Below are 25,522 nucleotides of genomic sequence, written 5' to 3'. Positions count from 1 at the left end.
ACTTCACGCGCCTGAACCTGACCTACCCCGGTGCCAGGCCGGAGGGATACACGCAGGTCATGAGCTACCCCATGTGGAACTGAGCGTGGGGCTGTTCGCCCCCACCGGCCCGCGGCCGCGTGTCGGCACGGCCCCGCGCCCCTCTCGGGGCCCTTGTTTGGGGCGCGGATTGATACGCGTTTGCCCGGTGTTTGCCGGAGGCCCTGAACAGGGGCCATGCGTGAGCCGTACGGGAAGTTGTCGGGTCCAGGCCTCCCCAGCGTCGACCCGCCGTTTCCGTTTCACGGGTCTCGCACGGAAGGACCTCCGGGTTGCCTCAGCACACGAGCACACGCCAGTCACCAAGTACGGCCGGGGAGTCCGAGACTGAGGTCACGCAGACCACGGAGGGCGAGCCCGCGGAGGCAGAGGCTGGCGCGAAAGCCGAGCCCGGTGAAGCCGAGCCCGGTGAAGCCGAGCCCGAAGCGGGGGCAAGGTCCGAAGCCGAGCCCGAGGCCGGGCCCATAGCCGAAGCCAAGGCTGAGATCGAAACCAAGGTTGAGGCCGATGCCAAGGCCGAGGCCGCGGCCGGAGCCAAAGCGGAGTCCGAGGCCGAAGCCGCGTCAGCTTCCGAACCCATACCCGGGGCAGCAGCCGGGCCCCGCGCCGAAGCCAAGCCCGGAGGCGGCGCAGAGGCCGGAGTGGAGTCCGAGGCCGAAGCCGCGTCGGCTTCCGAACCCATATCCGGGGCAGCAGCCGGGCCCCGCGCCGATACCAAGCCCGAGACGGAGACCAGGCCCAAGCCCGAAGCTGAGGCCGGGGCCAAGCCCGAGACGGAAGCCGGGCCCAAGCCCGAGACGGAGACCGGGCTGCCCGAGACGGAAGCCGGGGCCGGCGCCGAAGTGGAGGTCGGGGCGGCTGCTGGGGCCGAGGTTCTTCCCGTACCGGGCGCCGAGGCGGCCACCCCCGCTCGGCGGCCGCGGATATGGCAGCGCTGGCGCAAGGAGCACCCCATCGCGGCCCGGGTGCTGTCGATCGCGGTCACCACGCTCTCCGCCCTGCTCGTCTACGCCTGCCTGCTGATGCCGAACACGCTCAGCGGGCTGAAGACGGTCACGTTCGTGCGGATCCCGGCCGAGGCGGTCATGGGCGCGGTGGTGCTGCTGAGCCTGCCGCGCCGGGCCCGGCTGATTCTGTCGGCGCTGGCCGGGGCGGTGGTCGGGGCGCTGGCCATCATCGACATGTTCAACATGGGGTTCGTCGACTACCTGGGCCGGCCCTTCAACATCATCCTGGACTGGTCGCTGCTGCCCGACGCCCGCAGCTACCTAGCGGACACCCTCGGCTCCACCGTCGAGCTGGCGATCACCGTGGGCGCCGTCCTGCTGATCTTCCTGCTGATCGGGGTGGTCGCGCTGGCCACCGTACGGGTCTCCAACCAGCTCGCCCGGCAGCGCGGCCGGGCCACCCGGGGCACCCTGATCGTCGGCACGGTGTGGATCACCTGCAACGCGCTCGGGCTGTCGGTCGCCGGGTCGCCGCTCGCCGCGCAGAAGGCGACCGCCGTGCTGAAGACGCAGGTGCGGACCGTCCAGCAGACGCTGAAGGACGAGGCGGAGTTCCGGAAGGTGGCCAAGGTGGACGCCTTCGGGAACACCCCGGGCGACCAGCTGGTGCCGGACCTGCGCGGCAAGGACGTCATCTTCACGTTCATCGAGAGCTACGGCCGCAGCGCGATCGAGGACCCGATCGAGGCGCCCGGCGTCGACAAGACGCTGGACGCGCAGACCGCGATGCTGGAGAAGGCCGGTTACGCGGCGAAGAGCGGCTGGCTGACGTCGGCGACCTACGGCGGCAGCAGCTGGCTCGGGCACTCCACCACCATGTCGGGGCTGTGGGTCAGCAACCAGCAGCGTTACCGGACGGTCATGGCCAGCGATCACCTCAGCCTGACCAAGGCGTTCAAGAAGACCGGTGACTTCGACACGGTCGGTGTGATGCCGGGCATCCAGAAGGGCTGGCCGGAGCAGAGCTTCTACGGCCTCGACAAGGTCTACAACGCCTTCCAGCTCGGCTACAAGGGACCGAAGTTCAGCTGGTCGACCATGCCCGACCAATACGCCCTCCAGCAGTTCCAGGACCGGGTGCACAGCAGGAAACCGGCCGACGGCAAGTCCCGGATGTCGTTCCTGATCCTGACCTCCAGCCACCAGCCGTGGGCGCCGATCCCGAAGATGGTGCCGTGGGACCAGCTGGGCGACGGGTCGGTCTTCAACGCCATCGAGAAGGCCGGCAACAAGGCGTCGGACGTCATCGCCGACACCACCAAGTCCCGGCAGGAGTACGGCAAGTCGGTGCAGTACACGGTGACCGCGCTCACCCAGTGGCTGCAACGCTACGGCAACGACAACACCGTGCTCGTCTTCCTCGGCGACCACCAGCCGATCGCCCGGGTCAGCGGCAACCACGCCAGCCGTGACGTACCGGTCTCGATCGTCGCCAAGGACCCGAAGGTGCTGGACGCGATCAACTCCTGGAACTGGACCGACGGTCTGCGTCCGGCACACAACGCCCCGGTGTGGAAGATGAGCGCGTTCCGCGACAAGTTCCTGACGGCGTACGGCTCCACCCCGCACCCGAAGTCCAACTAGCCCCCGGACGTATCCAGTTCCGCGTCCTCGCCGATGCCCGCGCAGTCGTACGGGTCCTTCAGCCAGCCGTCCGGCAGCACCACCCGGTTGTTGCCGGACGTACGGCCGCGGGGCCCGTCGGCGCCGTCGGGCCAGGCCTGGTCGAGGTCGAGTTCGTCCAGGCCGGCGCGGAGCTCCGCCAGGGACGAGGTGACGGCGAGGCGCCGCCGCATCTCGCTGCCGACCGCGAAGCCCTTGAGGTACCAGGCGACGTGCTTGCGGAAGTCGACGACGCCCTTGGACTCGTCGCCGAGCCACTCGCCGAGCAGGGTGGCGTGCCGGACCATGACGTCGGCGACCTGGCGCAGGGACGGCCGGGCGCGGTGTCCGTCGGTGCCTCCGGCACCGGCCTGCTCCCGGCCCTCGAAGGCGGCGACCAGGTCGGCGAAGAGCCACGGCCGCCCCAGGCAGCCGCGGCCCACGACCACGCCGTCGCAGCCCGTCTCCCGCACCATCCGCAGCGCGTCCTCGGCCGACCAGATGTCGCCGTTGCCGAGCACGGGGATCTCCGGGACGTGCTCCTTCAGCCGGGCGATGGCCTCCCAGTCGGCGGTGCCGCCGTAGTGCTGGGCGGCGGTGCGGCCATGCAGGGCGATCGCGGTGACGCCCTCCTCGACGGCGATCCGGCCGGCGTCGAGGTAGGTGATGTGGTCGTCGTCGATGCCCTTGCGCATCTTCATGGTGACGGGCAGCTCACCGGCGCCGCTCACCGCCTCGCGCAGGATGGCGCGCAGCAGGTTCCGCTTGTACGGCAGGGCGGACCCGCCGCCCTTGCGCGTCACCTTCGGGACCGGGCAGCCGAAGTTCAGGTCGATGTGGTCGGCCAGGCCCTCCTCCGCGATCATGCGGACGGCCTTGCCGACGGTGGCCGGGTCGACGCCGTACAGCTGGATGGACCGGGGCTTCTCGCTCTCGTCGAAGCGGATCAGCTGCATGGTCTTCTCGTTGCGCTCGACCAGCGCCCGCGTCGTGATCATCTCGCTGACGAACAGCCCCTTGAGACCACTGGCTCCGTCCTCCGCCCCGCCTCCGGTGGAGGGTTCGCCCTCGGCGAAGTGTCGGCACAGGGTCCGGAAGGGCGCGTTGGTGATCCCCGCCATGGGGGCGAGGACGACCGGCGTCCGGACGGTGTGCGGGCCGATCTGGAGGGGGGACGTGGGCTCGGGCATTCCCCCATTGTCCCGTACGCCGCGCGGTGCTCAGCCGTGACCGCGCCACACTAATTAGTTAGACGCACTATCGAAGCGGGCGTACGATGAGAGCCATGTCCGAGCTCAGTCCCCACCGCCGGATGCTCGTTCTGGCGATCTGTTGCACGAGCCTGCTCATCGTGAGTCTCGACACGACCGCGCTGAATGTCGGCCTGCCGTCCATACAGCGCGAGCTGCACGCCTCGACGGCGGGGCTGCAGTGGACGATCGACGCGTACACGCTGGTCCTGGCGTCGCTCCTGATGCTCGCCGGTTCCACCGGCGACCGGATCGGCCGCAAGAAGGTCTTCATGACCGGCCTGGTCGTCTTCTCGACCGGCTCGCTGCTCTGCTCCCTCGCGCCGAACCTCGACTCGCTGATCGCCTTCCGCATGGTCCAGGCCGTCGGTGGTTCGATGCTCAACCCGGTCGCCATGTCGATCATCACCAACACCTTCACCGACCCGCGCGCGCGGGCCCGCGCGATCGGGGTATGGGGTGCGGTGGTCGGCATATCCATGGCCGCCGGACCGCTGGTCGGCGGCCTGCTCGTGGAGTCGGTCAGCTGGCGCGCGATCTTCTGGGTCAACATCCCGGTGGGCCTCGCGGCCGTCCTGCTGACGCTGCGCTTCGTGCCGGAGTCCCGGGCGCCGAAGGCCCGCCGCCCCGACCCGGTCGGCCAGGTCCTGGTCATCGCCCTGTTCGGCTCGCTCACCTACTCGATCATCGAGGCGCCGACGGCGGACCCGGGCACCGTCCTCCCCTTCGCCGCGGTGGTCGTCGCCGCCCTGCTGGGCCTCCTGTGGTACGAGCCGCGACGCGAAGAACCCCTCATCGACCTGCGTTTCTTCCGCTCCGCGCCGTTCAGCGGCGCCACCGTGACCGCGATCAGCGCGTTCGCCTCGCTCGGCGGCTTCCTGTTCCTGTCCACGCTCTACCTGCAGAACGTGCGCGGTCTCGACGCCCTGCACGCGGGCCTGTGGATGCTGCCGATGGCGGTCCCGATGTTCCTGTGCGCGCCGCTGGCGGGGCGTCTGGTCGGCAGCCGGGGGCCGCGCCTGCCGCTGGTGATCGCCGGCATCGCGATGACCGCCAGCGCCGTCCTCTTCGCCGCGTTCGAGGCGGAGACCTCGGACACCACCCTCGTCATCGGCTACGTCCTCTTCGGCATCGGCTTCGGCTTCGTGAACGCCCCGATCACCAACACGGCGGTGTCGGGCATGCCGAGGACCCAGGCCGGCGTCGCCGCCGCGGTCGCCTCCACCAGCCGCCAGCTGGGCCAGACCCTCGGCGTCGCGGTGATCGGCGCGGTCCTGGCCTCCGGGATCGGCTCGTCGTCGTACGCCGGCAGGTTCGTGACCGCCGCCCGCCCCGGCTGGTGGATCCTGGTCGGCTGCGGCCTCGCGGTCCTGCTCCTGGGCGCGGTGACCAACGGCCGCTGGGCCCGCGCCACCGCCGAACGGGCCGCACAGCGCCTGGAGTCACCGGAGATCCGCAATGTCGTGGGGACGGCGGAGCGGGTCTAGAGGGTCCAGGGGTCCAGGAGTCCAGGGGGCGAACTTTCGTCCGCCCTGTTCGTCAGCAGGAACGGAGCGAGCGGCGGTGCCGGGCGAGGACGGCCTGGCGCAGGGCGCCCAGGGCCAGGGACTGCAGGAGGGCCGAGACGACGACCGTGGTGATGAAGAACCAGTTCGGGGTGTCCGTGCGCCAGGCCGTCCTGCCCAGTGCCGAGACCAGCGGGAACACCGGGAAGGTGACCAGGGGCGGCCAGAGCCAGGCGTAGTCGGAGGCGTGGTCGTCCGCGTGGGCGGAGTCGGCGACGGCCTTGGCGATGACGACGGCGACCAGGCCGAGGTAGGCCGCCGAGAGGCGGTTGGTGAGCATCAGCCGGACAACGGTGCGGGCCGGGCCGGATTCCATCGTCGTCTCCCCCGTGGCCGGTGGTCGGTTCCTCTGCCTGTCTGCATCGTCGGGGAAGGACCGCGCCCCGGTCCTGAGTACGGGTACTCAGTTGCGCGAACGAATTCCCGTGGACCGGGCAGGAGTTCGGCTACCCCGCGCGCACCAGGTCGTACAGCTGCTCCAGGCGCTGTCGCGAGCCGTCGTCCGCCGGGGCGTAGGTGACCATCCGCGCCCCGGACGCCTGGTTCAGGAACAGGTCCGTGTGTTCCAGGGTGAGGCGGCCGACGTACGGGTTGAGGAACTCCTTGGTCCTGGCGCGCAGGTCCATCACCTCGTAGCGCCGCCAGTTCTCGCGGAACTCCGGGGACTCCGCGATCAGGCGCTTGACCAGCATCTTCCAGGCCGGCTCGGTGAGATGGCCGGCCATGGACGCGCGGAGCTTCGCGGCCATGAGGCGGCGGGTCTCCTCCAGGTGCACGATGGAGCGCCGCCACTCGGGGTGGGTGTAGACGAGGATCATGGAGTTGCGGTCCTCGGGCGGGACCGCGTCGAGGTCGCCCATCAGGCGGGCGTAGGTGCGGTTGTAGGCGAGGATGTCGTAGCGGCTGTTCTGGACGGAGGCCGGCAGGGGTTCCAGGGAGCTGAGTATCTCCTGCAGGGCCGGGGTGACGCCCGTACAGCTCGCGGCCGGGGTCGGGTCGACGGCCTCGGCCAGCTGGAAGAGGTGGGCGCGCTCGCTGCCGTCGAGCCGGAGGGTGCGGGCGAGGGCGTCCAGGACCTGGACGGAGACCTGGATGTCCCGGGCCTGCTCCAACCACGTGTACCAGGTGACGCCGACCGCGGAGAGCTGCGCGACCTCCTCGCGGCGCAGGCCGGGGGTGCGGCGGCGGGTGCCGCGCGGCAGGCCCATCTCCTCCGGGGTGATCCGCTCACGGCGGCTGCGCAGGAACGCGGCCAGCTCGTGCCGCCGGACGTCCGCGCCCCGGGCCGGGGCCGCCGTCGGACGGGGGTTCGTCTTCTCCTGCGCCGTCGTCGTCATGGATCCAGCCTGCCGCGCCGCCGATCCTGTTGCCAGGTACTTCTGCTACCAGGACAAGAAGACTCTGGTACCAGTCTGAGCCAGGCCGCAGGCTCGGGTGCATGACCGAAACCGCCACCACCGCGACCGTACGGTCCCCCGCCGCGCCACCGGCGCTCGGCGGCCCCGGACTGTTCACCGTCCTGCTGGCCGCCGCCCTTCCCCTCATCGACTTCTTCATCGTCAACGTCGCCCTGCCCACCATCGGCGCCGACCTGCACGCGGGCGAGGCGGTCCTGGAGCTCGTCGTCGCCGGGTACGGCGTCGCCTACGCCGTGCTGCTGGTGCTCGGCGGCCGGCTCGGCGACCTGTTCGGGCGCCGCCGGCTCTTCCTCGGCGGCATGGCCGCGTTCGGGCTGACCTCGCTGGCGTGCGGGCTCGCACCGAGCGCCTGGTCGCTGGTGGCCGCCCGGGTCGCCCAGGGCGCCGCGTCCGCCGCGATGCTCCCGCAGGTCCTCGCCACCATCCAGGCCGCCACCAGCGGCGGCCGCCGCGCCCGCGCCATGAGCCTGTACGGCGCCACCGCGGGCCTGTCCATGGTGGCCGGGCAGATACTCGGCGGGGTCCTGGTCGCCGCCGACATCGCGGGGACGGGTTGGCGGTCGGTGTTCCTGGTCAACGTGCCCGTCGTGGTCGTCGGCCTGGTGCTCGGCGCGCGGTTCGTCCCGGAGACCCGCTCGCAGAAGCCCGAGCCCGTCGACGGACCCGGGACCGTGCTGCTCGCCGTCTCCCTGCTCACCCTCCTCGCCCCGCTCACCGAGGGCCGGGCGGCGGGCTGGCCGCTGTGGACCTGGCTGTCGCTGGCCGCGTTCCCGGGCGTGACCGTCGCCTTCTACGCCGTGGAGCGCCGCGCCGACCGGGCGGGCCGTACGCCGCTGGTCCCGCCCAGCCTGTTCGAACTCGCCTCGCTGCGCCGGGGGCTGGCGATGATGCTGCCGTTCTCCATCGGGTTCAGCGGGTTCATGTTCGTGATCGCCGTGGCCCTGCAGAGCGGGGAGCACCTGGGTCCGGTCGCGGCCGGGACGGCGCTCGCGCCGATGGCGGTCGTCTTCCTGTTCGTCTCGCTCGCCGGGCCACGGCTGATCGCCCGGTACGGCAGCCGGGTGGTGACCGCCGGGTCCGTGATCCAGGCGGTCGGCCTGGTCCTCATCGTGCTCGCCGCCGCGCGGGACTGGCCGCACCTGGACCTGGTCGGTCTGCTGCCCGGGGTCGCGGTCGCCGGCGCCGGTCAGGCCCTGCAACTCCCCAACGTGCTGCGCCTGGTGATGTCGGAGGTGCCGCCCGCGCGGGCCGGGGTGGGCAGTGGTGTGATGGTCACCACCCAGCAGTCCGCGCTCGCCCTCGGCGTGGCCACCCTGGGCACCCTGTTCCTCTCCCTGGTCCCGCACCAGGGCATGCGGGACGCCCTGGTCACCACCCTGCTGGTACAGCTCGGCCTGGTGGTGCTGACCGGCCTGCTCAGCCTGCGGCTGCCCCGCACCGTGAGCTGACCGGGCCGCACTCCCGCGGCCCTGGGACTACCCGGCGTTCCCGCCCAGTTCGAACCAGACGATCTTGCCGGTGCCCAGGCGCGTGGTGCCCCAGCGCCGGGCCAGCCGGTGCACCAGGTAGAGGCCGCGGCCGTGTTCGTCGGTGGCCTTGGCCTGGCGCAGCCTGGGCAGCTGCGGCACGTCGTCGCCCACCTCGCAGCGCAGCACGTCCGTGTGCAGCAGCCGCAGGCTGATCGGGCGGGAGGCGTGCCGTACGGCGTTGGTGACGATCTCGCTGACCAGCAGCTCGGCGGTGTCGCTGAGGTCCTCGAGGCCCCAGCCGGCCAGGGCCTGCCGGGTGAGCCGGCGGGCCCGCCCGGGGGCGCCGGCCTCCGGTTCCAGCGTCCAGTACGCCACGTCGCTCGGCGCGATGCCGTCGAAGCGGGCGGCGAGCAGCGCGATGTCGTCGTCCCGGTCGCCCGGCCCGAGCATGTCGAGCACCTCGTCGCACAGCGCCTCCAGCGGCGGCGGCCGGTCGGGGCCGGTCAGCTGGGCGGTGGCGGCGAGCTTCTCGCGCAGCTGCTCGATGCCGGTCCACACGTCGCGCAGCCGGGACTCCACCAGGCCGTCGGTGTAGAGGAGCAGGGTGGCCCCGGTGGGGGCGTCCAGCTCGACCGCCTCGAAGTCGATGCCGCCGACGCCGATCGGGGCGCCCGGCGGCACCGTGAGGACCTCCGTCTTGCCGCCCGGGTACAGCAGGATGGGCGGCGGATGGCCGGCGTTGGCGACGGTCATGCGGTGCGAGACGGGGTCGTAGACGACGTACAGGCAGGTGGCCATGCGGTCGGTGCCCAGCCGCTGGGCCTGTTCGTCGAGGTGGTGCAGGACCTCCTGCGGGGGCAGGTCGAGGCCGGCCAGGGTCAGCGCGGTGGTGCGCAGCTGGCCCATGACGGCGGCCGACGTCATGGAGTGGCCCATGACGTCGCCGACGACCAGCGCCACCCGGCTGCCGGGCAGCGGGATGGCGTCGTACCAGTCGCCGCCGACGCGCGCGGTCTCGGCGGCGGGCAGATAGCGGGCGGCCAGCCGGACGCCGGTGGGCCGGGGCAGCGTCTGCGGCAGCATGGCGCGCTGGAGCCGGTCGGCGATGAAGGCCTCCCTGCTGTACAGCACGGCCTTGTCGACGCCGAGCGCGGTGTGGGTGGCGAGCTGGGCGGCGACCAGCAGGTCGGCGGGTTCGAACGCCAGGCGCTCGGGCCGGCGCAGGAAGACGACCGCACCGGTGACCCGGCGCCGTCCGCGCAGCGGGGCCAGGATGGCGTGCGAGCCGACCCAGTCGTTCAACGCGCTGTCCGCGCCGACGAGTTCGCCCAGCGCGGCGCGGGTCGGCGGGGTGTCGGCGAACACCGGCCGGACCCCGCGCAGCACCTCGGCGAGGGCGCCGCCGGGCACCACCTCGCTCCAGTCGGAGGCGTCCAGGTCGTCCTGCTCGTCGTCGACCGTCTCCGCGGGCCAGACCAGGCCCTCGGCGCCGGGGCCCTTGAGCCGGTCGGTGCGGCGCAGCCGCAGCACGGCCGGGCCGGTGGGGCGTTCGTCGCCGACCGGCAGCGGGTCGCGCAGGTAGACGAGGGCCGCGTCGGAGTACGTCGGTACGGCGGCCCGGCACAGGCCGAGCACGATCTCGTCGGTGTCGAAGCCGCGGGCGATCCGCCGGGTGGCGGCGCCGACGTAGCGCAGCCGGTCCTCGTCCGGGGCCTTGGGCGCGGCGGGCGTCCCGGCGCCGAGGGCGTCCTCGCGCACACCGAGCGCGGTCTGCGCCGACAGCGCGTCGGCCAGGGCTATGTCGTCCGCCACGAAGTCCTCCCGGTCCGGGCGCCGCAGGAACACCGCCACGCCCACGACGGCGTCGGGTGCGCGCAGCGGGGCGAGCAGGACCCGGTTGCCCTGCGGAAGGCGGACCGCCGTCCCCAGGAGTTCGTGAAGGGCCTCGTCCATGTCGTCGGGGCTGCCGGGGCCGTGGGGGTCGTCGGATCCCCGGCCGCGCGCCCTGCCGCACCGCAGGACGGCGGCGAGCGCGCCGTCGGGTGCCAGCGGTCTCGACTGCGGGGGCATCCCGCCCATGGCGCCGCCGAGTTCGGAGGGCGCCCCGTCCAACTCCAGGCGCTCCGGCTCCGACCGGTCCGTCGACCGGTCGCCGAGGTAGACGAACATCCCGTCCGCCAGGTCCGGGACCGTCACCCGGTACAGCTCACGGACAGCCTCGGCCGCGCCCTCGGCGCGAGCGATCCGGCGGCCGGCAACGGCCAGGAAACGTTGAGGATCCGGCAGCATCGCCTCTCCGTGCCGGTGGCCGCTTCACAAGGTCGCTTTCATCTTGAGCCAGGGTCAATGCCCTGTCCAGGGTTTCCGTCGGTACACCAAGTCCGGCTCATGATCCGGTGGTTGGGACGGGAACGGGCAAAAGGCGCCTCCGGGGGCACCCGGACCTCCGGCGCGGCCTGCGCGGCCGGGTCCGGTCCGCCGTGTGAACTCCGCGCGCGTCCTCGCTAAAACCCGGTGAAGAAAGCCCCGTTGATGTTGGTCTTGCTGCACACTCCTTGCCGTCGACCGCCGTCGACACATGCCGGACAGCAGACCGGGCACGGACTCCGGAGGCGTCATGTCGCAGATCGACGAGAGCAAGGTCAGCCGCTGGGACCAGCACGGCCGGGAACACGTGGTCCGGGTGCGGCGCACGGGTGTGCAGCGCACGATCACCTGCGACACCTGCGGCTGGCGCAAGGGCGCGCAGTTCCTGCCCTGGCTGAAGGCGCAGGAGCATCTGGCCGAGGCCCACCAGGCCACCGTGGACCCCGCGGGCGCCCAGCCCTCGCGATGACTTCCGTCGGCGCGGGGGTGCCGCCCCCGGCCGCGCCGGCCGGAAGGACGACCGCTGACCGGCTCCTCCCCCGCGGCACGCCGGCACCTGCGGGTCCCGGCGTCGGCGAGGGGGTCCGCTCCCCCGCCGTGGCCGTCAACGTGCGCCGAGGCCCCGCAGCAGCAGCTCCACCAGCGCCCCGAAGTCCGCCTCGGCCTGCGGCCCCTCCCACTCCCGCGCATAGGCCGGGTCGTGGAAGCGGCCGGTGGCCTGGAAGACGGTCCGGGCCGCGACGGCGGGGTCGGGCACGGCGAAGACACCCGTCCCGGTCCCGTCCCGGATGATCCCGGTCAGCTGGCCGGTCAGGTCGGCGATGTGCTCGGTGACCGCCGGGCCGTTCTCGTCGACCAGCACCATGTAGGTGGCGAACAGCTCCGGGTCGGCGCCCGCCTTGCGCCGCTTCGCCTCGAACAGGGCCCGCAGCCAGTCCCGCAGCCGGGCCCGCGGGTCCCCGTCCCCGGCCGCGATGCCGGACAGCTGCTCCGAGGTGCGGTCCAGCCACCTCTTCGTCACCGCTTCCCGCAGCGCCGCCTTGGTCCGGAAGTGCCGGTAGACACTGCCGTGGCTGACGCCGAGCGCGCGGGCCACGTCCACCACGGTGGCCTTGGCCGGGCCGTGCCGGCGCAGCACCTCCTCGGTCGCCTCGAGGATGCGCTCGGCGGTCAGGGCCGGGGACGGGGTCGGGGACGTCGCTGCCATGACCTAGACGGTACCTGGCGCCGTGGTCAGTGCTCCGTGCCGAGATGGCTCATCTGGGTGGCCGGGTAGCGGGTGCCCGCCGCCGCGTCCGCCGGCACGGCCTCCTCGATCGCCGCGAGGTCGGCCTCGTCCAGGGTGACGTCCAGCGCGCCCAGCGACTCGGCGAGGCGCTCGCGGGTGCGGGCGCCGATGAGCGGCACGATGTCGTCGCCGTGCCGCGCGCCCTGGGCGAGCACCCAGGCGATGGCGATCTGCGCGACGCTCACGCCCTTCTCGTCGGCGATCTTGCGCAGCGCCTCGACGAGGTCGAGGTTGTGCCGGAGGTTCTCGCCCTGGAAGCGCGGCGAGATGGACCGGAAGTCGCCCGCGCCGAGCTGCCGGTCACGGGTGAAGTGGCCGGAGATCAGGCCGCGGGAGAGGACGCCGTACGCGGTGATGGCGATGCCCAGCTCACGGGTGGTCGGCAGGATCTCCCGCTCGATGTCGCGGGTGATGATCGCGTACTCGATCTGCAGGTCGGAGATGGGCGCGGTGGCGGCGGCCCGCCGGATGTCCGCCACACTCGCCTCGCTGAGGCCGATGTGCCGGACGTGCCCCTTCTCGACCAGTTCGGCGATGGCGCCGACCGTCTCCTCGATCGGCACGTCCGGGTCGACGCGGGCGATCCGGTAGACGTCGATGTGGTCGACGCCGAGGCGCTGAAGGGAGTAGGCGGCGAAGTTCTTCACGGCGGCCGGGCGGCCGTCAAAGGCGTTCCAGCCGCCGTCCGGGTCGCGCAGGGCGCCGAACTTGACGCTGGTCAGCGCCTTCTCGCGGAGGGCGGCGGGGGCGGTGCGCAGGGCCTCGCCGATCAGCATCTCGTTGTGGCCCATGGCGTAGAAGTCGCCGGTGTCGAGCAGGGTGACGCCGGCGTCGAGGGCGGCGTGGACGGTGGCGATCGACTCGGCACGGTCGACCTCGCCGTACAGCGGCGACATGCCCATGCAGCCGAGGCCGAGGGCGGAGACCTGGGGGCCGGTGGATCCGAGGGAGCGGGTCTGAATCGTCATGGCTCCACCTTGGCATGACAGATGACAGATTTCAATATCTGTCATTCCATCGCCCTCCGGAAGGAACCGCGTGCTCCGCCGCACACCGCGCCCATCACCTCCGCCGCCGACACCCGCGCGGCCAGGCCCCGCCCGCGGGCAAGGCGTTGGAGGGTCGCTGGAAGAACCGGGAGCATCACCCACGGCTCGGTCCGGGGCGGCGCCCACCGGCCGGCCCTCAAGAAGTACGCCGACCCGAACCGGCCGACCACCGCCCGACGACGCCGCCCGACCCTGTCCCGCCGCGACGGCGACCAGCCACCACGGCGGAATCCGGCGACGCCGGACCGGCCGACGGACCGGCCGACGGACCCCCGCGGGCCGGAGGATCCCCGCAGGCCGGTGGGGGCCGGTCGCGCAGTTCCCCGCGCCCCCGAGGTCGGCCGTCCTGCTCGGCGCTCGTGACACACCGCCACCCAAAAAAGCCCACCCTCCAGCCGACCGAGTCGGCTGGAGGGTGGGCGAGGAGGCGGAAGGGGCGCGGGCCTAGCAGCCCAGCAGGCGGCCGGCGAGGTACCCCTCGATCTGGTCCAGCGAAATCCGCTCCTGCTTCATCGAGTCACGCTCCCGGACCGTGACCGCGTTGTCCTCGAGCGTGTCGAAGTCGACGGTCACGCAGTACGGCGTACCGATCTCGTCCTGGCGGCGGTAGCGGCGCCCGATCGCACCCGCGTCGTCGAACTCGATGTTCCAGTTCTGCCGCAGCGCCTGGGCGAGGCCCTTGGCCTTCGGGGACAGCTCGGGGTTGCGGGACAGCGGCAGGACCGCGACCTTGACCGGGGCCAGGCGGTGGTCCAGGCGGAGCACCGTGCGCTTCTCCAGCTTGCCCTTGGCGTTCGGCGCCTCGTCCTCGACGTACGCGTCGAGGAGGAAGGCGAGCATGGCACGGCCGACACCGGCCGCCGGCTCGATGACGTACGGCGTCCAGCGCTCCCCGGCCTCCTGGTCGAAGTAGGAGAGGTCCTGGCCGGAGGCCTTGGAGTGGGCGCCGAGGTCGTAGTCGGTGCGGTTGGCGACACCCTCCAGCTCGCCCCACTCGTTGCCGCCGAACTGGAAGCGGTACTCGATGTCAGCGGTGCGCTTGGAGTAGTGGGAGAGCTTCTCCTTCGGGTGCTCGTACCACCGCATGTTCTCCTCGCGCAGGCCCAGGCCGGTGTACCAGTTCCAGCGCTGCTCCATCCAGTACTCCTGCCACTTCTCGTCCTCGCCCGGCTTGACGAAGAACTCCATCTCCATCTGCTCGAACTCGCGGGTGCGGAAGATGAAGTTGCCGGGCGTGATCTCGTTGCGGAAGGACTTGCCCATCTGGGCGATGCCGAACGGCGGCTTGCGGCGCGAAGTGGTCTGCACCTGGGCGAAGTTGGTGAAGATGCCCTGGGCGGTCTCGGGGCGCAGGTAGGCGACGGAGCCGCTGTCCTGGGTCGGGCCGAGGTGCGTGGAGAGCAGACCCGAGAACTGCTTGGGCTCGGTGAACTGGCCCTTGTTGCCGCAGTTCGGGCAGTTGACGTCCGCCAGGCCGTTCTCCGGGAGGCGGCCGTGCTTGGCCTCGTAGGCCTCCTCCAGGTGGTCCGCGCGGAACCGCTTGTGGCAGGCGGTGCACTCGGTCAGCGGGTCCGTGAAGGTGGCGACGTGACCGGAGGCCACCCAGACCTCGGGGGCCAGGATGACGGACGAGTCGATACCGACCACGTCCTCGCGCGACGTCACCATGTAGCGCCACCACTGGCGCTTCAGGTTCTCCTTGAGCTCGACACCCAGCGGCCCGTAGTCCCAGGCGGCACGCTGGCCGCCGTAGATCTCACTGCACGGGAATACGAAGCCACGGCGCTTGCTCAGGCTGACGATGGTGTCGATCTTGTCGGCGGCCACGGTGCTCTCTTCATTACGACGACGGGCGACGAAGCGGCTCCTGGAAGACGTCTTCGGAGCGAGCTTCAGAGCGAATGCTTCAGGTTACCGGCGGGGGCTCCCCCTCGACCAAATCGGTTCCCCATACCGACCTCCCACCGAAGCTTGTTGACAACGGTTTCCATGTTTGTTGAAAATGACTCTCATGCACATACGACGCCGCCTCATACCCGCGGCCGCCGCGACCACCGTCACCGCACTCGGCATGGCGGCCCTCACCGCCTGCGGCGGCGCCGCCACGGCGGCGCAGACCGGGAAGTTCGACGTCGTCGCGTCGTTCTATCCGATGGCCTTCCTCGCCGATCAGATCGGCGGCAGCCACGTCCACGTCACCAGTCTCACCCAGCCCGGCCAGGAGCCGCACGACCTGGAGATCAGCCCGAAGCAGATCATCGGGATCGAGAAGTCCGACGCGGTCCTCTACCTGAAGAACCTCCAGCCCTCCGTCGACGCCGCGGTCGCCCAGTCGTCCGTGGGCACGAAGATCGACGCGGCCTCCCTGACCACGCTGGAGGAGCACGGCAACGAGGTCGGCGGGCACGCGACCGCCCACGACAGCTCGAAGAACGCGGAGCTGACCGGCCTCGACCCGCACATCTGGCTCGACCCGGTGCGCTACGCCCAGGTCGCCGAGGGTGTCGGCAAGGCCTTCGAGAAGGCCGACCCGGACCACGCGGCCGACTACCGGAAGAACACCGCGGCCCTGGTCAGGAAGCTCGACGCGCTCGACATCCAGTTCAGGAACGGCCTCGCGCACACCAGGACCAAGGTCTTCATCACCACCCACGCCGCCTTCGGCTACCTCGCCGAGCGCTACGGCCTGACCGAGGAGGCCGTCAACGGCCTCGACCCCGAGTCGGAGCCGAGCGCGGCCCGCGTCAGGGACCTGGAGAGCATGGCCGAGGCCGACGGCGTCACCACCGTGTTCTACGAGACGCTCGTCAGCGACAAGACCGCCAGGACCATCGCCGCCGACGCCGGGCTGAGGACGGACGTCCTCGACCCGATCGAGGGCATCACCGGCAAGTCCCGCGGCCGGGACTACTTCGCGGTCCAGGAAGCCAACCTCAAGGCGCTCCAGCAGGCACTGGGCGCCAAGTGACAGGAGACGACGAGATGAGCGGCGAGCCCGTCATATCCCTGCGCGGTGTGACCGCCGAACTGGGCTCGCGCCCCGTCCTGCGCGGCATCGACCTGACCGTGCACCGCGGTGAGGTCGTCGCGCTGCTGGGCGCGAACGGCTCCGGCAAGTCGACCGCGATCCGCACGATCGTCGGCCAGGTGCCGGCCGGCGGCGACATAGCCCTGTTCGGCACCCCCCGCCGTACCTTCAGGGACTGGTCGCGGGTCGGCTACGTACCGCAGCGCACCACCGCCGCGGGCGGGGTCCCGGCCACGGTCACCGAGGTCGTCTCCTCCGGCCGCCTCTCCCGCACCCGCTTCGGCCTCTTCCGCAAGGCCGACCACGCGGCCGTACGGCACGCCCTGGACCTGGTCGGCATGGCGGACCGGGCCGGGGACAACGTGGAAGCGCTCTCCGGCGGCCAGCACCAGCGGGTGCTGATCGCCCGCGCGCTGGTCGCCGAGCCCGAGTTGCTGATCATGGACGAGCCGATGGCGGGCGTCGACCTGGCCAGCCAGGAGATCCTCGCCGGAACCCTGCGCGAGCAGGTGAAGCAGGGCACCACGGTCCTCCTCGTCCTGCACGAACTGGGTCCGCTGGAGCCGCTGATCGACCGGGCCGTGGTCCTCCGCGACGGCTGCGTCCTGCACGACGGCCCGCCCCCGCGCGCCGTCGGCCAGCATGCCCTGCCCGGCCACGACCACGTCCACCCCCACGACCGACACACGCCCCTGCGCACAGGACTGCTGAGCTGATGGACTTCCTGAACTACGCCTTCATGCAGCGGGCCCTGCTCGCCGCCGTCCTGGTCGGCATCACCGCCCCCGCCGTCGGCATCTACCTGGTCCAGCGCCGCCAGGCCCTGATGGGCGACGGCATCGGCCACGTGGCGATGACGGGTGTCGGGCTGGGCTTCCTGCTCTCGACCTCCCCCGTCTGGATGGCGACGGCCGTCTCCGTCCTCGGCGCCGTCGTCATGGAACTGATCCGCTGGTACGGCCGCACCCGCGGCGACATCGCCCTCGCGATGCTCTTCTACGGCGGTATGGCCGGCGGGGTGATGCTGATCAACCTCGCGCCGGGCGGCTCCAACGCCAACCTGATGTCGTACCTCTTCGGCTCGCTGTCGACGGTGTCCGAGTCGGACGTGACCGCGATCTGCCTGCTGGCCGCCTTCGTCCTCGTGGTCACCCTCGGCCTGCGCCGGCAGCTGTTCGCGGTGAGCCAGGACGAGGAGTTCGCGCGGGTCACCGGCCTGCCGGTGCGGGCGCTCAACCTGCTGACGGCGATCACGGCGGCGGTGACCGTGACGGTCGCGATGCGGGTGGTGGGCCTGCTGCTGGTCTCCGCGCTCATGGTCGTCCCGGTGGCCGCGGCCCAGCAGCTGAGCCGCAGTTTCGCGGCCACGTTCGTGATCGCCGTCGCGATCGGTGTGGCGGTGACGGTCGGAGGCACGATCACGTCCTACTACCAGTACGTCCCGCCGGGTGCGACGATCGTGCTGCTGGCCATCGCCGCGTTCGTCGCGCTGAGCCTGCTGGCCGCCCCGCTGGCCCGCCGACGCGCCCGCGCGGCCGCCGCGCTACGGCCCGCCGGGGATCCGGCGGAGTGCGTGATTCCGGCCGGCAGGGGGGCCGCCGACGAGGTCGGCGTCTGAACGCCTTCGGCGCGGGCTGGCACAATGGCCCGGCAGAGGCAGTGACGTGAGGAGGCAACCGGTGACGACCGCTGGACCGCCCGTGAAGGGCCGCTCGACCCGTCAGCGGGCAGCCGTGGCGGCGGCCCTGGACGAGGTCGAGGAGTTCCGCAGCGCGCAGGAACTGCACGACATGCTCAAGCACAAGGGCGACTCGGTCGGCCTGACCACGGTCTACCGCACGCTCCAGAACCTCGCCGACGCCGGCGAGGTGGACGTCCTGCGCACGTCCGACGGCGAGTCGGTGTACCGCCGCTGCTCCACCGGCGAGCACCACCACCACCTGGTCTGCAGAGCCTGCGGCAAGGCGGTGGAGGTGGAGGGCCCGGCGGTGGAGACGTGGGCCGAGGCCATCGCCGCCGAGCACGGGTACGTCAACGTCGCCCACACCGTCGAGATCTTCGGCACGTGCGCGGACTGCGCCGGGGCCGCGGAGGGCTGCTGAGCCATCCGCGCGTGAGGTGCCGGTCGAGGATCGCGCGCAGCCGGTCGGCCGACGGCCCGGCACCGCACCCGCCCCCGCCGTCGCCGCAGCCGCTCGCGTTCCCGCAGCGCCCCCGGGAAATCCCCCGCGACCGGCGGGTACGCCAGCTCGACCGCCCCCTGACCGGCGTCCCGCCCCGTGTCCATGGCCATGCGGCGGATCGTGGCGGTGCCGGTCAGCTCCGGTCGAAGCACTTCTCCAGTTCGTTCACGCATCCTCGACGGCCCTCGTGAACGGCGGGTGGCCGTCAGGTGCCCGACGGCTCCTCCTCCGTGCGGCCCTCCATGGCCAGCAGCTCCTCGTTGGGGATGGCCCCGCCGAACCGCCGGTCGCGGGAGGCGAATTCGAGGCACGCCCGCCACAGGTCACGGCGGTCGAAGTCGGGCCACAGGACGTCCTGGAAGACCATCTCGGCGTAAGCGCTCTGCCAGATCAGGTAGTTGGAGGTGCGCTGCTCGCCACTGGGGCGCAGGAACATGTCCACGTCCGGCATGTCGGCGTAGTACATGTGCTTCTGGATGGTCTTCTCGGTGATCTTCGACGGGTCGAGCCGGCCGGCCCTGACCTCCTCGGCGATCGCCTGCACCGCGTCGGTGATCTCCGCCCGGCCGCCGTAGTTCATGCAGAAGTACAGGGTGAGCAGGTCGTTGTCCTTGGTCTGCTCCTGGGCGACCTGGAGTTCCTTGGCGACCGACTTCCACAGCCGGGGCATCCGGCCCGCCCAGCGCACCCGGACGCCGAGTGCGTCGAGCTGGTCGCGGGACTTGCGGATGAAGTCGCGGTTGAAGTTCATCAGGAAGCGGACCTCTTCGGGCGAGCGCTTCCAGTTCTCCGTGGAGAAGGCGTACAGGGAGATGTTGCGGACGCCGATCTCGATCGCGCCCTGGAGCACGTCGAGGACCTGCTCGGCGCCGACCTTGTGGCCCTCGGTGCGCGGCAGGCCGCGCTCCTTCGCCCAGCGGCCGTTCCCGTCCATGACGATGGCCACATGGTCCGGGACCAGCTCACCCGGGAGCTTGGGCGGGCGGGCGCCGGACGGGTGCGGTTCCGGCGTCCTGTACTCGCGGCGCTGGCGTCCCAGGATCCCGCGTACGACCATGTGCTTCTCGTCTCCCTCTGGCTTTTCTCGCTAGTTCTTCTCTACGTACCTGAGCGAGCGCAGCCCGCGCTCCAGATGCCAGTGCAGATAGGCGGACACCAGCCCGCTGCCCTCCCGGACGTACCGTGCCTCGGCCGCGTCCGCGGTCTCCCAGTCTCCCGTAAGCAGCGCGCCGAGCAGAACCAGGGTCTGCGGCGAGGGTACGACGCTGCCGGGCACCCGGCAGTCGACGCAGACGGTGCCGCCGGAGCCGACCGAGAAGAAGCGGTTCGGGCCGGGCATGCCGCACTTGGCGCAGGCGTCGAAACTGGGCGCGTAGCCGTTGACGGCCAGGGAGCGCAGCAGGAAGGCGTCGAGGACGAGATGCGGGGCGTGTTCCCCGCGGGCGAGGGTCCTGAGCGCCCCCACGAGCAGCAGGTACTGCTGCACGGCCGGCTCGCCCTCGTGGTCGGTGAACCGCTCGGCGGTCTCCAGCATGGCCGTCCCGGCGGTGTACCGCGCGTAGTCGGCGACGATCCCGCCGCCGTACGGCGCGATGGTCTCGCTCTGCGTGCACAGCGGCAGCCCGCGCCCGACCAGCTCGCTCCCCCGGGCGAAGAACTGCACGTCGACATGGGAGAACGGCTCCAGCCGCGCCCCGAACTTCGACTTGGTCCGCCGCACCCCGCGAGCCACGGCCCGCACCCGCCCGTGCCCACGGGTGAGCAAGGTGATGATCCGGTCGGCCTCACCCAGCTTCTGGGTGCGCAGCACGACGCCGTCGTCACGGAAGAGACTCATGCCGCACCGGCCCTCGGCCGGCGGTACCGGGGGCGCCCCCCGTGTGGCCGCAGCATGATCCGGTCCGCCTCACCCGGCTTGTGGGTGCGCGGCACGATGCCGTCGTCGCGGAACAGGCTCATGGCCCCATTCTGCCCTGCCGGCGGAAGGCGCCGGGCAAAGGAGCCTTCAGGGGGCCTTGCCGCGGCTTCGGGTGTGGGCGTGGGCGGTGGCCGCGCTGAGCCGTTCGGCCTGGGTGGCGACGCGTACGGCGTCCGGGTGCGCGTCCCACTCCCGGCCTCCCCCGTACGGCCGCAACTGCACGTAGGGGCCCTCGTGGCCCATGACGATGCCCAGCCGTCCGGTGCGGGTGTCGACGGCGCAGGAGCCGACGGGGAGGTTCATCGCGTTCACCTCACCTGGCTCCCCCGCCTCCGGGAATTTCACGCTTCGCATCACCGGTGTGGCGCTGCGTGCCTAGACTCGGCCGGAGTCTGTCCCGGGTTCCGGGCGGGCGGCTCCTACATCAGCCCCGCACCCGCGAGGTACTTCGCCACGCACTCGGTCTCCTCCCGCGACAGGGGCACCTGGGGGTCGGCCGTGGCCGGGCAGTCGATCACCCCGCGCAGGTGCAGCGCCGCCTTGAACGCCCCGAGCCCCGCCGAGCTGCCGCCCATCCGGGCCGGGTCCCCGACGCCGGTCATCCGGAAGAGGCCGCACAGCCGCTCCTGTTCGGCCCGCGCCCGGTCCCAGTCGCCCGCGCGGCAGAGGCGGACCAGGCGCACGTAGCCGTCCGGGTCGACGTTGGCGAGGCCCGGCACCGCCCCGTCGGCGCCCAGCGCGAGGGCCGAGTCGACGGTCAGTTCGGACCCGGTCAGGGCGCTGAAGCCGGGCAGGCCCCTGCTGCCGGTGACGACCTCGCGGAAGCCCGCCAGGTCGCCGCTGGAGTCCTTCAGCCCGGCCAGCACCCCGTCGGCGGCCAGTTCCAGGACCAGGCCGGCGGGGAGCTTGGTGTGGACGGCGACCGGGATGTCGTAGGCGATCACCGGGACCGGGGACCGGTCGGCGATCAGGCGGAAGTGGCGGGCGATCTCGGCGGGGTGGGTGCGGGTGTAGAAGGGGGCGGTGACGACGACCGCGTCCGCGCCCGCCGAGGTGACGGCCGTGACGTGGTCCAGGACCCGGGGGGTCGTCATGTCGATGACGCCGGCCAGGACCGGGAGCCGGCCGGCCACGTGGGAGACCACCGTCTCGGTGACCAGCCGGCGCTGCCGGTCCGTCAGGTACGCCGCCTCGGAGGTCGAGCCGAGGACGAACAGACCGTCCACCCCGGCCGCCGTCAGATGGTCGACGAGTCTGCGCAGGGAGGCGGCGTCCACCTCGCGGTCCGGTGTCAGGGGCGTGCAGACGGGCGGTACGACACCGGTCAGCGGGGCGGGCAGGGTCATCAGGTCTCCCTGGGCAGGCGGTGGTCCGGCTGGTCCTCCTCCAACGGATGGTGACAGCGGTAGCGGTGGCCGGGGCGTGACGCGGCCGTGAAGTCAGGCATGCGGAGGGCACACGCGTCGTCCGCCCGCCAGCAGCGGGTGCGGAACGGGCACCCGGACGGCGGCCGGGTCGCGGAGGGGACCGGGCCGGTGAGCGGGATGGGGTCGATCGGGTTCAGCAGGCCCGGGGTGGCCGAGAACAGGGCCCGGGTGTACGGGTGCCGGGCGTGGCCGGTGACGTCGGCGGCCGGGGTGTCCTCGACGATCCGGCCGAGGTACATGGTGATCACCCGGTCGCTCATCCGCCGTACGGTCTGGATGTCGTGGGAGACGAAGACCAGGGCGAGACCGAGGCGTTCGCGCAGGTCGAGGAGGAGGTTGAGGATCTGGGCGCGGACCGAGACGTCCAGCGCGCTGGTCGGCTCGTCCGCCACCACCAGGGCGGGGTCCAGGGCGAGGGCGCGGGCGATCGCGACGCGCTGGCGCTGACCGCCGGAGAGCTGGCCGGGCAGGGCCTCGGCGAGGGCCCGGGGCAGGCCGACGAGGCTCATCAGCTCCCGCACCCGGTCCTCCCGTTCGGCCTTCGTGCCGCGCTCGTGGACGTCCAGCGGGTCGCGCAGGACACGGCGGACGGGCAGCCGGGGGTTGAGGGCCGTCGACGGGTCCTGGAAGACCATGCCGGTGCTCGCGCCGACGGCCGTCCGGCGTTCGGCCGGCGACATCGCCCACAGGTCGCGGCCGTGGACGGTGACCGTGCCGGCGGTCGGCCGCTGGATGCCGACCAGCACCTTCGCCAGCGTCGACTTCCCGCACCCCGACTCGCCGACCACGCCGACCGTCTCGCCGGGTGCCACGCTGAGGTCGGCGCCGGTCAGCGCGTACACCCGGGCCCGGCCGAACCCGCCCCCGCCGCGGGCCCTGTGGACCACGTGGACGCCGGTCAGCTCCACCGCGCTCATGTCACCGCCCCGGTGCTCACCAGGTCGACGGCCGGGTGGTGGCAGGCCGCGGTGTGGGCGGGGGTGCCGACGGGGGCCGGTGGCGTCGTACGGCAGACCTCGCTCGCCGCCGGGCAGCGGTCGCTGAAGCGGCAGCCGGCCGGGAAGCCGGCGGGCGACGGCACCACGCCGCTGATCCGGGTCAGCCGCTCGGCCCCGGACTCCAGCGACAGCACGCTGCCGAGCAGGCCGCGCGTGTAGTGGTGGGCCGGGGTGCCCACCAGTTCGGCGGTGACGCCGGTCTCGGCGATCTGACCGCCGTACATCACCACCACCCGGTCGGTGACGTCCGCGACCAGGGCGAGGTCGTGGGAGACGAGGATCAGCGCGAAGCCGAGTTCCTCGCGGAGGCGGAGGAGCAGTTCCATCACCTGCGCCTGCACGGTGACGTCGAGGGCGGTGGTCGGTTCGTCGGCGATGATCAGACGGGGGTCGCGGGAGAGCGCCATCGCGATCAGGACGCGCTGGCGCTGGCCGCCGGAGAGTTCGTGAGGGTAGCTGCGGAGCGTTCCGCCGGGGTCGAGGCCGACGAGGGAGAGCAACTCGGCCGGCGTGTGGCGGCCTCCGCGTCTCACCAGTTGTTTGAGCTGGGCGTTGACCGTCATGGAGGGGTTGAGGGAGGAGAGGGCGTCCTGGTAGACCATCGCGATCTCGTGGCCGAGGAGGCGGCGGTGGGGGGTGGTGAGGTCCAGGGGCGGCTGCGGGTGCGTTGTGGCTGGTCGCGCCCGCGCGGCGGTAGCCGCATGTTCGGCACTGCCCCGCGCCCCTGACGGGGCGTTCCGGTCCTGTGGGCTGAAAAGGATCTCGCCCGTCACCCTGGCCGTCTTCGGTTGCAGGCCCATGATCGTCAGTGCGGTCAGAGATTTGCCGCAGCCCGACTCGCCCACCAGGCCCAGCACTTCGCCCGGGTGGATGTCGAAGCCGATGCCGTCGACGATGTTCACGCCCCGGTGGCGGTCCGGGAAGGCGATCGCGAGGTTCTCCACGGACAGGACCGGCGGTCCCTCCCGGGAGGGCAGGGGCCGGGCACGCCGTCGTAGCCGGTCGGCCGCTTCGGCCAGTGAAGGCAGCTCCGGCACCTCCCCCGGCTCGGGTGCCTGCACGGGATCCGTCGGCTCCGCCTCCTTCCCCGCCGGTGAGGCCCACGCGTCCGGCACTCCCTCGGAGAGGATGTTCAGGGAGAGGACCGTGAGGAGGATCAGCAGGCCGGGGAAGAGGGTGGCCCACCAGCCGCCGGTGAGGACCATGTTCTTGCCGTCCGCGATGACGCTGCCCCAGGACGGGTCGGGGGGCCGTACGCCCGCGCCGATGAAGGACAGGGACGCCTCGAAGACGATGGCCTCGGCGACCTGGACCGTGCAGAAGACGAGGACGGGGGCGAGGCAGTTGATCGCGACGTGCCGGACGACGATGTGCGTGGTGCGGGCGCCGATCACGCGTTCCGCGGTCACGTAGTCCTCGCCGTACTGGTCCAGGACGTTGGCCCGGACGACCCTCGCCACCGGCGGGGTGAACAGGAAGGCGATCGCGCAGATCAGGACCGTGATGCCGCCGCCGAAGACGGCGACCAGGACGGCGGCCAGGGCGATGCCGGGGAACGCCATCACCACGTCCAGGCAGCGCATCAGGGTCTCGTCGACCGCCTTGCGGGAGGTCGCCGCGAGGGCCCCGAGCAGTGCCCCGGCGGCCAGGGCGAGGCCGGTGGCGCCGAGGCCGATGGCGAGGGACCAGCGGGCGCCGTACATCAGGCGGCTGAGGATGTCCCGGCCGAGGCTGTCCTGCCCCATCCAGTGGGCGGCGGAGGGGTGGCCGGTGCCGCCGACGGGGGCCTGCTGGGCGAGGGGGTCGTCGGGGGCGAGGAGGGGGGCGGACAGCGCCACCAGGACGATCACGGCGAGGAAGGCGAGGGCCGCCTTCGACAGCGGCGGCAGTCCGCGCAGCCGTACGCCCGGACGGGCGAGGGCGACGGTGCGGGCCGCACGGGTGAACGCCGTCATGTCGCCTCCCTCAGGCGCGGGTTGACCAGGAGGTAGAGGACGTCGATGACGAGGTTGACGACGACGAAGCCGGCCGCGGTGGTGAGGACGACGCCCTGGACGACGGCCGGGTCGCCGTTCTGGACGGCGTCGATCATCAGCTTGCCCATGCCGGGCAGGGCGAAGACGGTCTCGATGACGACGGCGCCGCCGAGCAGGTAGCCCACCCGCAGGCCGAGCACGGTCAGGGGGTTGACGAGGGCGTTGCGCAGGACGTTGCGGCCGACCACGACATGGGGTGGCAGGCCGCTGCCGATCGCGGTGCGGACGTAGTCCTTGTCGAGTTCCTCGACGACCGAGGTGCGGACGATCCGGGTGAGCTGGGCGGCGACCGGGAGGGAGAGCGCGAGGGCGGGCAGGGCCATCGTCCTCAGCCAGCCGGTGACGGAGTCCTCGGGGTTGATGTAGCCGCCGGAGGGGAACCAGCCGCGGTCGACGGCCAGGTACTGGATCATCAGCAGCGCCAGCCAGAAGGCGGGGGCGGCGACCCCGACCAGGGAGAGGACGCGGATGATCTGGTCCGGCCGGCGGTCCCGGTGGAGGGCCGCCGTGACGCCTCCGGCGAGGGCCAGGACGACGGCGATGGCGAGGCCCAGGAAGGTCAGCTGGAGGGTGAGCGGCAGGGCGGTGAGGACCTGGTCGCGGACCGGGGTGCGGGTGAGGGCGCTGGTGCCGAGGTCGCCGTGGAGCAGGCCGCCGACGAAGCGGACGTAGCGCAGGGGCAGGGGGTCGAGGAGTCCGTTGCGTTCGCGGAAGTCGTGGAGCTGTCGGGGGGTGGGGTTGGCGCCCTGGAAGAAGGCGGACGCCGGGTCGACGTCGGAGAACCGCATCACCAGGAACACGAACAGGGCGATGCCGAGCAGCAGCGGCACCAGCAGTGCGGTTCGGCGCAGCAGGACGCGCAGGACGGCGGTCATGCC

23 protein-coding genes are annotated in these 25,522 nt (G+C 72.1%); 8 read left to right on the top strand and 15 right to left on the bottom strand.

Annotated features, from left to right (window positions below):
- Positions 1-680: 680 nt before the first annotated feature.
- Entirely contained in the window at positions 681-2,630 is a 1,950-nt protein-coding gene (locus tag AB0P24_RS42165; RefSeq protein ID WP_365803748.1) for a sulfatase-like hydrolase/transferase, read from the top strand.
- Here the strand turns inward: AB0P24_RS42165 and dusB are convergent.
- Entirely contained in the window at positions 2,627-3,838 is a 1,212-nt protein-coding gene (gene dusB / locus AB0P24_RS42160; RefSeq protein WP_365803746.1) for a tRNA dihydrouridine synthase DusB, read from the bottom strand. The genes AB0P24_RS42165 and dusB overlap by 4 nt on opposite strands.
- 95 nt (positions 3,839-3,933) lie before the next feature.
- Here dusB and AB0P24_RS42155 point away from each other — a divergent pair, with 95 nt between their 5' ends.
- On the top strand, positions 3,934-5,385 hold the full coding sequence (locus tag AB0P24_RS42155) for an MFS transporter (protein WP_365803744.1): 1,452 nt from the start codon (positions 3,934-3,936) through the stop codon (positions 5,383-5,385).
- Positions 5,386-5,437: 52 nt separating this feature from the next.
- Here AB0P24_RS42155 and AB0P24_RS42150 read toward each other — a convergent pair whose 3' ends face one another.
- Together AB0P24_RS42150 and AB0P24_RS42145 are read right to left on the bottom strand one after the other, a co-directional pair.
- Positions 5,438-5,779, bottom strand: a complete 342-nt coding sequence (locus tag AB0P24_RS42150) for a hypothetical protein (RefSeq protein WP_365803741.1) — start codon at positions 5,777-5,779, stop codon at positions 5,438-5,440.
- A gap of 130 nt (positions 5,780-5,909) precedes the next feature.
- Positions 5,910-6,800, bottom strand: a complete 891-nt coding sequence (locus AB0P24_RS42145) for a helix-turn-helix transcriptional regulator (RefSeq protein ID WP_365803739.1) — start codon at positions 6,798-6,800, stop codon at positions 5,910-5,912.
- Between the two features lie 101 nt (positions 6,801-6,901).
- Between AB0P24_RS42145 and AB0P24_RS42140 the strand changes: the two genes are divergently transcribed.
- Entirely contained in the window at positions 6,902-8,329 is a 1,428-nt protein-coding gene (locus AB0P24_RS42140; protein ID WP_365803737.1) for an MFS transporter, read from the top strand.
- 27 nt (positions 8,330-8,356) lie between these two features.
- On the opposite strand, the gene AB0P24_RS42135 is transcribed toward AB0P24_RS42140, so the two are convergent.
- Positions 8,357-10,639 (bottom strand): SpoIIE family protein phosphatase, encoded by a 2,283-nt coding sequence (locus AB0P24_RS42135; protein WP_365803735.1) that lies wholly within the window; start codon positions 10,637-10,639, stop codon positions 8,357-8,359.
- A gap of 328 nt (positions 10,640-10,967) precedes the next feature.
- Here AB0P24_RS42135 and AB0P24_RS42130 point away from each other — a divergent pair, with 328 nt between their 5' ends.
- Positions 10,968-11,186, top strand: a complete 219-nt coding sequence (locus AB0P24_RS42130) for a hypothetical protein (protein WP_181803756.1) — start codon at positions 10,968-10,970, stop codon at positions 11,184-11,186.
- A gap of 135 nt (positions 11,187-11,321) precedes the next feature.
- On the opposite strand, the gene AB0P24_RS42125 is transcribed toward AB0P24_RS42130, so the two are convergent.
- The 3 genes from AB0P24_RS42125 to AB0P24_RS42115 form a co-directional block, all read right to left on the bottom strand.
- Complete coding sequence (locus AB0P24_RS42125) at positions 11,322-11,924, bottom strand: TetR family transcriptional regulator (RefSeq protein WP_365803733.1); 603 nt, start codon at positions 11,922-11,924, stop codon at positions 11,322-11,324.
- Between the two features lie 26 nt (positions 11,925-11,950).
- Positions 11,951-12,973 (bottom strand): aldo/keto reductase, encoded by a 1,023-nt coding sequence (locus AB0P24_RS42120; RefSeq protein WP_365803731.1) that lies wholly within the window; start codon positions 12,971-12,973, stop codon positions 11,951-11,953.
- A 525-nt stretch (positions 12,974-13,498) separates the two neighbouring features.
- A complete protein-coding gene (locus AB0P24_RS42115) occupies positions 13,499-14,881 on the bottom strand; it encodes a glycine--tRNA ligase (protein WP_365803729.1) in 1,383 nt (460 codons plus the stop codon).
- Between the two features lie 184 nt (positions 14,882-15,065).
- Here AB0P24_RS42115 and AB0P24_RS42110 point away from each other — a divergent pair, with 184 nt between their 5' ends.
- The 4 genes from AB0P24_RS42110 to AB0P24_RS42095 all read left to right on the top strand — a co-directional run bounded on the left by AB0P24_RS42110 (position 15,066) and on the right by AB0P24_RS42095 (position 18,184).
- Entirely contained in the window at positions 15,066-16,022 is a 957-nt protein-coding gene (locus tag AB0P24_RS42110) for a metal ABC transporter substrate-binding protein (RefSeq protein WP_365803727.1), read from the top strand.
- 14 nt (positions 16,023-16,036) lie between these two features.
- Positions 16,037-16,798: a metal ABC transporter ATP-binding protein gene (locus tag AB0P24_RS42105; RefSeq protein WP_365803725.1), complete on the top strand. Its 762-nt coding sequence runs from the start codon at positions 16,037-16,039 to the stop codon at positions 16,796-16,798.
- Positions 16,798-17,700: a metal ABC transporter permease gene (locus AB0P24_RS42100; protein WP_365803723.1), complete on the top strand. Its 903-nt coding sequence runs from the start codon at positions 16,798-16,800 to the stop codon at positions 17,698-17,700. Before AB0P24_RS42105 ends, AB0P24_RS42100 begins: the two co-directional genes overlap by 1 nt.
- A 61-nt stretch (positions 17,701-17,761) precedes the next feature.
- A complete protein-coding gene (locus AB0P24_RS42095; protein ID WP_365803721.1) occupies positions 17,762-18,184 on the top strand; it encodes a transcriptional repressor in 423 nt (140 codons plus the stop codon).
- 286 nt (positions 18,185-18,470) lie between these two features.
- On the opposite strand, the gene AB0P24_RS42090 is transcribed toward AB0P24_RS42095, so the two are convergent.
- The 8 genes from AB0P24_RS42090 to AB0P24_RS42055 form a co-directional block, all read right to left on the bottom strand.
- Positions 18,471-19,322 carry an isoprenyl transferase gene (locus AB0P24_RS42090; protein WP_365803718.1) on the bottom strand — a complete coding sequence of 284 codons (852 nt, stop codon included), beginning with the start codon at positions 19,320-19,322 and terminating at the stop codon, positions 18,471-18,473.
- A gap of 30 nt (positions 19,323-19,352) precedes the next feature.
- Positions 19,353-20,102: a DNA repair protein RecO gene (recO, locus tag AB0P24_RS42085; RefSeq protein WP_181803750.1), complete on the bottom strand. Its 750-nt coding sequence runs from the start codon at positions 20,100-20,102 to the stop codon at positions 19,353-19,355.
- On the bottom strand, positions 20,099-20,224 hold the full coding sequence (locus AB0P24_RS42080) for a hypothetical protein (RefSeq protein WP_365803716.1): 126 nt from the start codon (positions 20,222-20,224) through the stop codon (positions 20,099-20,101). Before AB0P24_RS42080 ends, recO begins: the two co-directional genes overlap by 4 nt.
- Positions 20,225-20,270: 46 nt before the next feature.
- On the bottom strand, positions 20,271-20,486 hold the full coding sequence (locus AB0P24_RS42075) for a hypothetical protein (RefSeq protein ID WP_365803714.1): 216 nt from the start codon (positions 20,484-20,486) through the stop codon (positions 20,271-20,273).
- A gap of 116 nt (positions 20,487-20,602) precedes the next feature.
- Entirely contained in the window at positions 20,603-21,529 is a 927-nt protein-coding gene (locus AB0P24_RS42070; protein WP_365803712.1) for a dihydrodipicolinate synthase family protein, read from the bottom strand.
- Entirely contained in the window at positions 21,529-22,527 is a 999-nt protein-coding gene (locus AB0P24_RS42065; protein ID WP_365803710.1) for an ABC transporter ATP-binding protein, read from the bottom strand. The genes AB0P24_RS42070 and AB0P24_RS42065 overlap by 1 nt, the downstream gene beginning before the upstream one ends.
- The gene (locus AB0P24_RS42060; RefSeq protein WP_365803708.1) at positions 22,524-24,563 is read right to left on the bottom strand and encodes a dipeptide/oligopeptide/nickel ABC transporter permease/ATP-binding protein; all 2,040 of its coding nucleotides are present in this window, start codon (positions 24,561-24,563) and stop codon (positions 22,524-22,526) included. The genes AB0P24_RS42065 and AB0P24_RS42060 overlap by 4 nt, the downstream gene beginning before the upstream one ends.
- A complete protein-coding gene (locus AB0P24_RS42055) occupies positions 24,560-25,519 on the bottom strand; it encodes an ABC transporter permease (RefSeq protein ID WP_365803706.1) in 960 nt (319 codons plus the stop codon). Before AB0P24_RS42055 ends, AB0P24_RS42060 begins: the two co-directional genes overlap by 4 nt.
- Positions 25,520-25,522 lie beyond the last annotated feature (3 nt).

This window comes from Streptomyces sp. NPDC086519, from assembly GCF_040686075.1.
Classification (GTDB): domain Bacteria; phylum Actinomycetota; class Actinomycetes; order Streptomycetales; family Streptomycetaceae; genus Streptomyces; species Streptomyces shenzhenensis.
This window is presented reverse-complemented; position numbering and strand designations above follow the sequence as displayed.

Bases quoted from the DNA above. Each gene is read 5' to 3' on its own strand.
- AB0P24_RS42070 (WP_365803712.1), bottom strand. From the start codon at position 21,529: ATGACCCTGCCCGCCCCGCTGACCGGTGTCGTACCGCCCGTCTGCACG.
- AB0P24_RS42075 (WP_365803714.1), bottom strand. From the start codon at position 20,486: ATGAACCTCCCCGTCGGCTCCTGCGCCGTCGACACCCGCACCGGACGG.
- AB0P24_RS42080 (WP_365803716.1), bottom strand. From the start codon at position 20,224: ATGAGCCTGTTCCGCGACGACGGCATCGTGCCGCGCACCCACAAGCCG.
- AB0P24_RS42065 (WP_365803710.1), bottom strand. From the start codon at position 22,527: ATGAGCGCGGTGGAGCTGACCGGCGTCCACGTGGTCCACAGGGCCCGC.
- AB0P24_RS42110 (WP_365803727.1), top strand. From the start codon at position 15,066: ATGCACATACGACGCCGCCTCATACCCGCGGCCGCCGCGACCACCGTC.
- AB0P24_RS42140 (WP_365803737.1), top strand. From the start codon at position 6,902: ATGACCGAAACCGCCACCACCGCGACCGTACGGTCCCCCGCCGCGCCA.
- AB0P24_RS42135 (WP_365803735.1), bottom strand. From the start codon at position 10,639: ATGCTGCCGGATCCTCAACGTTTCCTGGCCGTTGCCGGCCGCCGGATC.
- AB0P24_RS42100 (WP_365803723.1), top strand. From the start codon at position 16,798: ATGGACTTCCTGAACTACGCCTTCATGCAGCGGGCCCTGCTCGCCGCC.
- AB0P24_RS42055 (WP_365803706.1), bottom strand. From the start codon at position 25,519: ATGACCGCCGTCCTGCGCGTCCTGCTGCGCCGAACCGCACTGCTGGTG.
- AB0P24_RS42090 (WP_365803718.1), bottom strand. From the start codon at position 19,322: ATGGTCGTACGCGGGATCCTGGGACGCCAGCGCCGCGAGTACAGGACG.
- AB0P24_RS42150 (WP_365803741.1), bottom strand. From the start codon at position 5,779: ATGGAATCCGGCCCGGCCCGCACCGTTGTCCGGCTGATGCTCACCAAC.
- AB0P24_RS42145 (WP_365803739.1), bottom strand. From the start codon at position 6,800: ATGACGACGACGGCGCAGGAGAAGACGAACCCCCGTCCGACGGCGGCC.
- dusB (WP_365803746.1), bottom strand. From the start codon at position 3,838: ATGCCCGAGCCCACGTCCCCCCTCCAGATCGGCCCGCACACCGTCCGG.
- AB0P24_RS42125 (WP_365803733.1), bottom strand. From the start codon at position 11,924: ATGGCAGCGACGTCCCCGACCCCGTCCCCGGCCCTGACCGCCGAGCGC.
- AB0P24_RS42120 (WP_365803731.1), bottom strand. From the start codon at position 12,973: ATGACGATTCAGACCCGCTCCCTCGGATCCACCGGCCCCCAGGTCTCC.
- AB0P24_RS42105 (WP_365803725.1), top strand. From the start codon at position 16,037: ATGAGCGGCGAGCCCGTCATATCCCTGCGCGGTGTGACCGCCGAACTG.
- AB0P24_RS42155 (WP_365803744.1), top strand. From the start codon at position 3,934: ATGTCCGAGCTCAGTCCCCACCGCCGGATGCTCGTTCTGGCGATCTGT.
- recO (WP_181803750.1), bottom strand. From the start codon at position 20,102: ATGAGTCTCTTCCGTGACGACGGCGTCGTGCTGCGCACCCAGAAGCTG.
- AB0P24_RS42060 (WP_365803708.1), bottom strand. From the start codon at position 24,563: ATGACGGCGTTCACCCGTGCGGCCCGCACCGTCGCCCTCGCCCGTCCG.
- AB0P24_RS42130 (WP_181803756.1), top strand. From the start codon at position 10,968: ATGTCGCAGATCGACGAGAGCAAGGTCAGCCGCTGGGACCAGCACGGC.